This window comes from Coleofasciculus sp. (assembly GCF_046539235.1).
Lineage (GTDB): Bacteria > Cyanobacteriota > Cyanobacteriia > Cyanobacteriales > Coleofasciculaceae > Coleofasciculus.
The window spans coordinates 1-6,293 of sequence record NZ_JBKHHI010000392.1; the positions used below are offsets into that span (position 1 = coordinate 1).

5 protein-coding genes are annotated in these 6,293 nt (G+C 43.9%); 4 read left to right on the forward strand and 1 reads right to left on the reverse strand.

What is annotated here, in order from left to right; translation table 11 throughout:
• Nucleotides 1-126: 126 nt before the first annotated feature.
• Nucleotides 127-675, reverse strand: coding sequence for a Uma2 family endonuclease (locus ACLFWI_RS24955; RefSeq protein ID WP_446415165.1), 549 nt, complete (start codon nucleotides 673-675; stop codon nucleotides 127-129).
• A 125-nt stretch (nucleotides 676-800) separates the two neighbouring features.
• Here ACLFWI_RS24955 and ACLFWI_RS24960 point away from each other — a divergent pair, with 125 nt between their 5' ends.
• The 4 genes from ACLFWI_RS24960 (at nucleotide 801) to ACLFWI_RS24975 (ending at nucleotide 6,168) form a co-directional block, all read left to right on the forward strand.
• Nucleotides 801-2,906, forward strand: a complete 2,106-nt coding sequence (locus ACLFWI_RS24960; protein ID WP_446415166.1) for an ABC transporter ATP-binding protein — start codon at nucleotides 801-803, stop codon at nucleotides 2,904-2,906.
• 265 nt (nucleotides 2,907-3,171) lie between these two features.
• The gene (locus ACLFWI_RS24965) at nucleotides 3,172-3,933 is read left to right on the forward strand and encodes a Mut7-C RNAse domain-containing protein (RefSeq protein WP_446415167.1); all 762 of its coding nucleotides are present in this window, start codon (nucleotides 3,172-3,174) and stop codon (nucleotides 3,931-3,933) included.
• A gap of 210 nt (nucleotides 3,934-4,143) precedes the next feature.
• Nucleotides 4,144-5,157, forward strand: a complete 1,014-nt coding sequence (locus tag ACLFWI_RS24970; protein WP_446415168.1) for a trypsin-like serine protease — start codon at nucleotides 4,144-4,146, stop codon at nucleotides 5,155-5,157.
• 162 nt (nucleotides 5,158-5,319) lie between these two features.
• Complete coding sequence (locus tag ACLFWI_RS24975) at nucleotides 5,320-6,168, forward strand: Rpn family recombination-promoting nuclease/putative transposase (RefSeq protein ID WP_446359097.1); 849 nt, start codon at nucleotides 5,320-5,322, stop codon at nucleotides 6,166-6,168.
• Nucleotides 6,169-6,293: the final 125 nt, after the last annotated feature.

The window sequence follows — 6,293 nt, forward strand, 5'->3', positions numbered from 1 at the left end:
AGTTATCGGTGGGGAGGGCGGGTTTTGTTGTTCATTGATTGGTGACAAGTTGTTTGAGTGGCTAAACCCGCCCCTACATTTATTGATTTTTTCCATCATTAAAATATTAGATATCGGTAAAAAATATTATAAATCAGCAAAAAATCGGTTGATTGATACCTCAATTGTGGGGAAGGCTTGTGGAGAAATTATGCCTTGATTGATCACCAATGATTCTAAGTAATCGGCATCATGATGCTGTCGAAAAACGTGGATCTGATTGGCTTTGAGATTAACCACCCAGTACTCGGGAATACCTGCCAAGGCATAGGTTTTCCGCTTATCATTGAGATCATAGTCCAAAGTAGACTGAGAGATTTCAATCAGCCAAAAAATATCCTGAGGATAGGGATGATGCTGGAGATATCGTTGTCGAGGCGATTGGACAATGGCGACATCGGGTTGGGGTTCGGAATCAGCTAAGGTAATCGGATGAGCTTCTCGCACCACAGCTAGTCCCTGGAACAGCGAACGTAGATAGTGGACACCCCCTTCGGTTACATAGCTATGGATGGGTCCTTCTGGAGGCATTTCTACGAGTTCTCCTTGCAAAAGTTCTACCTGGCGGCTACTGAGAATACCAGTCTCAATGAGGCGATGATAGTCAGAGACTGTCCATTTGACTAGAGTTTTCATCAGTTATGTCAATTCAGTAACAATAGACCGTTCAGCTTCCATAGTACGATCGCGAATAAATGGAGATGCGGTATGATCTAGCATTTGCTTGTTAAAATTTCTGTTAATTCTCGTTTTAGACTGTCATGGCTGATACCGTTCTCGACGTTCGCAATCTGCAAGTCAAATTTAAAACCGATGCAAAGGAAGTCCTGGCTGTTGATGGAATTAGTTTTCAAGTGAAACAGGGGCAAACCCTGGGTATTGTGGGCGAGTCGGGTTCGGGGAAGTCAGTCACCTCATTGGCGGTGATGGGGTTAGTGTCAACACCGGGTAAGATTACTCAGGGGGAGATTTATTTTAAAGCCGATGGCGCTCAACCCAAAGACTTGCTGACGCTGAATCAGGAACAAAAACGCCGATTTCGGGGGGGTCAAATTTCGATGATCTTCCAGGAACCGATGAGTTCCCTCAACCCCGTCTACACAATCGGGTTTCAGCTTATTGAAGCTATTTTACAGCATCAGGACATATCCCAAGGCGAAGCACGGCGTCAGGCGATCGCACGGCTGCAAGAAGTGCGGCTGATTCCTAGTGATGATGAACTTAAGCTGGAGTATGAACAGGAAAATCCCGATCGCGCCGTTCGTAGTGAGCGCTTTAGCGCTTCCACTGATCGAGCCATTAGCCAGTACCTGAATCAGCGCAAACAGGAAATACTCAAACGCTATCCTCATGAACTATCCGGGGGTCAATTGCAACGGGTGATGATTGCTATGGCAATTGCCTGTGATCCGGAAATTCTGATTGCGGATGAACCCAGTACCGCTCTTGATGTTACCGTACAGGCGGCAATTCTGGATTTGCTGCGGGAGTTACGAGATCAGCGGGGAATGTCGATGATTTTCATCACCCACGACTTAGGCGTGATTGCTGAAATTGCTGATAGCGTGGCGGTGATGTATCGGGGAAAAATTGTCGAAAGTGGCGATGTTTGGCAGATTTTCTCTCATCCCCAGCATCCTTACACGAAAGGATTATTAGCCTGTCGTCCGACTTTAGAAAAACATCTAAAATACCTACCCACTGTTGCTGACTTCATGGAGGAGGTAAAAACTGAGGAGGGTAAAGTAGAAATTCGCGAAAAATATCCGACGATTGATGAAAATGGGGCAAAGATTCAGCGGCATAATCACGCCATCTCTGACGCCTCAGCCTCTCCCCTACTTAAGGTGGAAAATCTCCGGGTGGGGTTTCCTGTAGCCAACGTATTGGGCAAGACTAAACGCTATATTATGGCGGTCAATAATGTGTCCTTTGAGGTTTACAAAGGAGAAACATTGGGACTGGTGGGGGAATCAGGCTGTGGTAAATCGACCCTGGCTCGGACATTATTGCGTTTAATTGAACCGATGGAGGGTAAGGTAACATTTGACAATGAAGATATTACCCATATTAAAGGCAAGCATTTGCGGCAAATGCGGCAAAAAATGCAAATTATTTTCCAGAATCCCTTTAGTTCTCTTGATCCGCGGATGAAGATTGGGGATGCGGTAATGGAACCGTTGGTAATTCATAAATGGGGAGATAATGCCAAAGCCCGTCGCGATCGCGTTGCTTATTTGTTTGAGCGAGTGGGGTTAAACTCCGACTGGATGAACCGCTATCCCCACGAATTTTCGGGGGGACAACGCCAACGGGTTTGTATCGCTAGGGCGCTAGCACTTGAGCCTAAGTTTATTATCTGCGATGAATCGGTTTCTGCCTTGGATGTGTCGGTACAGGCGCAGGTGCTGAATCTGCTCAAGGAGTTACAGAGTGAGTTAAAGGATGAGTTGAATCTCACCTATATCTTTATCTCCCATGACTTGAGTGTGGTCAAATTTATGAGCGATCGCATAATGGTGATGAATAAGGGCAAAATCGAGGAAATTGATGCGGCTGAAAGCATTTACCGGGAACCACAAACCGAGTACACGCGCCAGCTTATTGCATCTATTCCCACGGGAAGCTTGGATCGGATTCAGCAACAGCAAGCAGGGCGAGGATTGATTCCTTGGTCTAATATTAGCGACTTATCGGATGGAAACAAACCCTCGGCGAAACTCCAGTATCAGCTTTTTGGCATGGTTCAGGGGGATTGGCAAGTGGCTAAGGGATTATTGAATCAGGTGAAAAGCATTAATCCGGGACATTCTGAGGATTGGTATTGGCAAAAAGTCATCCGTGATTTGGAACGCGATCGGCAATAGATTCGGGGTGAAGGGAATGTAGAGACGTAGCATGCTACGTCTGGAACACATCGATCAGGGCGGGTTTTACCAATAAGGTTTCGGTACAAAACGATAACTTAACTAAACCCGCCCTTCGTTAGAGAACAGGGGGAGATGAGGTATGTAGAGACGTGATAGACTACCTCTGGAACTTGATCGGGGCGGGTTTAGTTGCATTTGGGTGAAACAGAAAAGATAGTAGTGAAACCCGCCCCTACACTTAAAACTCAAAACTATCTTCATCATGGCAACCGCTGAATTTAATTTTCTGGCAGAATTGAATTATTTTTTGCCCCCAAACAAACGTAATATCAGCTTTACTCATGCGTTTAAAGGGCGTACCTCAATTAAGGATATGATTGAATCTCTGGGAGTACCTCACCCGGAAGTGGATGGGATTTTGGTTAATGGAGAAGCCGTGGATTTTTCCTACATTGTCCAAGATCGCGATCGCGTCACGGTTTGTCCAATTTCAGTGTTAGATGAAATCAATCCTAGTATCAGAGTGAGTCCCCCTGAACCCCAGGAGTATCGGTTTGTCCTGGATATTCATTTAGGTAAATTAGCCAATGGGTTGCGGTTGTTGGGGTTTGATACGCTGTATCGGAATGACTACGCTGATCCAGAGTTAGCTCAAGTTTCTGCTGATGAGCAACGGATTCTGTTAACTCGCGATACCCGATTACTGATGCGTTCTATCGTGAGGTATGGGTATTATGTGCGATCCAAAAACCCGGATGAACAAATTGTGGAAGTTTTGCGCCGCTTCAATTTATTTGATGCGATTTTACCCTTTCATCGGTGTATTCGCTGTAATGGCATATTAGTACCTGTTGAAAAAGATGCGATCGCAGATCAGTTACCGGAGCAAACGCGACAATCTATTGATGAGTTTCATCGCTGTCAAACCTGTGATCAGATTTATTGGCAAGGGTCACATTTTGAGCGAATGCAACAGTTTATTGAACAAGTTAAGGCGGCAAAAACTCAACCTGATGATTCCTGACAACAGATGAAGCTTAAAATATTACCCCATAAGGATTGCTACTGCAAAATTACTGTCCAACTGATTTAGCTTAACTCTATAACTCATTAAAAATAACAAAAACTTAAATCAAGACAATTTAATAATAATTTAATGGGCAGCATTAAAATAAACATATAGACTTGTCTCAGCTTAATTATAAGCAAAAATACCAGTTAAGGAATTTAATGCATGAAATGGTCTAACATTAGTCAGCTAGCATTCTGCACGATGACAGGTTGGGCAGCACTTCAAGCTTTTCAGCCATCCGCGCAAGCTATCGTGATCAATAACACGGCTGGAGCACAGACAGCTCAACTATTAGGCGCACCCTTTACCTCTGTCACTGAGATCTTCATCGGTGGCAGTCTCTGTAGCGGCGCCTTGATCAACCAATTTCATGTGATCACTGCACAGCATTGCATTTTTGGTGAGGATGCTAGTGACATAACCGTTCGGTTCCGTGATAGCGATCCCATAAACAGCTTGATCGAAGCGATCTCAGTTGCCAATATTTTTGAAACAGATGCAACTAATGACCTTTTAGATGGTACAGATGTTGCAATACTAGAACTTTCCTCTCCCTCTCCGGATTTCATCACGCCACTGCGGTTCTTAACTAATGCTGATGATTTAGTTGGATATACAGCAACTACGGTTGGTTTCGGTTTGAATGGTGTGGGTAGTGTCGGACATCAAGGTACAAGGGATGGCTTACGCTGGGCAGCAGAGAATGTCATTGATCTGTTTCATGGGGCTGCTTTTCCAGGTGGGTTTTCTAACATTTATACCAGAGATGACGATAAGGCTAGTCTAGGTGGAATTATCCTGCCAGGTACTTCTAACATCTTTTCCACAGATTTTGATGATGGAACCGCTGAAAATAACACGCTGTCCGACTTCGGAAGTAGTGCTATACCTGTTATGAATGAAGGAACTACAGCCCCTGGTGATAGTGGTAGTCCGCTCTTGGTAAACTTCAACGATGAATGGTTGATTGCCGGGGTTCTTTCTGGTGGAACTACTGCAACCAGCGAATTTGGCGATATCTCTTGGTGGACAGGGACTGCAGAGCATCGTTTATTTATTGAACAGCGGGGTGGTCAGTTCGTGAGTACCCCCGAACCTGCATCGATATTTGGGTTAATGACAGTAGGCGCAATTGGTGGCATTAGTTGGGTTCGCAGAAGGCAGCACAACAGCTAATAATTTTGCTATCCACATCAGGAACAGTAGGGTAGCCGAGATAAATTTTCTAGGCGCACGTCGGCACTACCCTACAAGGCGAATCCTTCAGTTTAAGCGTGCCATGCCCATTCTACTTAGGATATGAGAAATGCCTCCCTTTGTCTATGACCCTTTATTACTATGATTTTTATTAATCCTAAAACTGACTTTGCTTTTAAAAAAATATTTGGCTCTGAGCAAAGCAAAGATATTCTAATCAGTTTTTTAAATGCTCTGCTCTACCAAGGACGAGCCGTTATCCAAGATGTAGAAATTCTCAATCCCTATCTGGCTCCCCAAATTCAGGGGATTAAAGATACGTACTTAGATGTGAAGGCTAGGATAACTGGCGATAAAACGGTGATTATTGAAATGCAAGTTTTGAATGTAGAAGGCTTTGAAAAGCGAATTTTATATAACGCGGCGAAAGCCTATTCCATTCAATTACAACCTGGAGAAGATTACACGATACTGAGTCCGGTGATTGCTTTAACTATTACCGACTTTGAAATGTTTGAGCATCTCAATCAGGTCATTTCTAATTTTATTCTCAAAGAAAAGAGACTGTTGACAGATTATCCAATTAATGATTTAGAGTTAGTGTTTGTAGAATTACCCAAGTTTAGCAAAAGCTTAGAGGAGTTAGAGACATTAACTGAGCAATGGATTTATTTTATCAAAACAGCTAGAACTCTAGAGACTATCCCCGAAACCATGGCGCAAGTGCCAGAAATTCGCAAAGCCTTTGAAGTGGCGAATCAAGCGAATCTAACTAGGGAAGAATTAGAAGCTTTAGAACAGCGAGAAATATATATCCACGATCAGCGTAATGCGATTCGACGAGCATTGAGACAGGGGAAAGAAGAAACCCGTCGAGAAATTGCCAAGCAACTTCTGGATGTATTAGATGAGGAAACAATTAGTCGGAAAACGGGGTTGAGTCTGGAAGAAGTGCGACAGTTCAAAATCGATGAATTAAATGATGAATAATAATTGGGCTTGTAGTAAGGGCTTTACCCTGAGATTGTGTTGGGTAAGAAGCATCAACCCAATCTACTGGCGTGGGTTGAAAAATTGAATGACGCCCCATTGTCCATTTATTAACCACTGGGGAT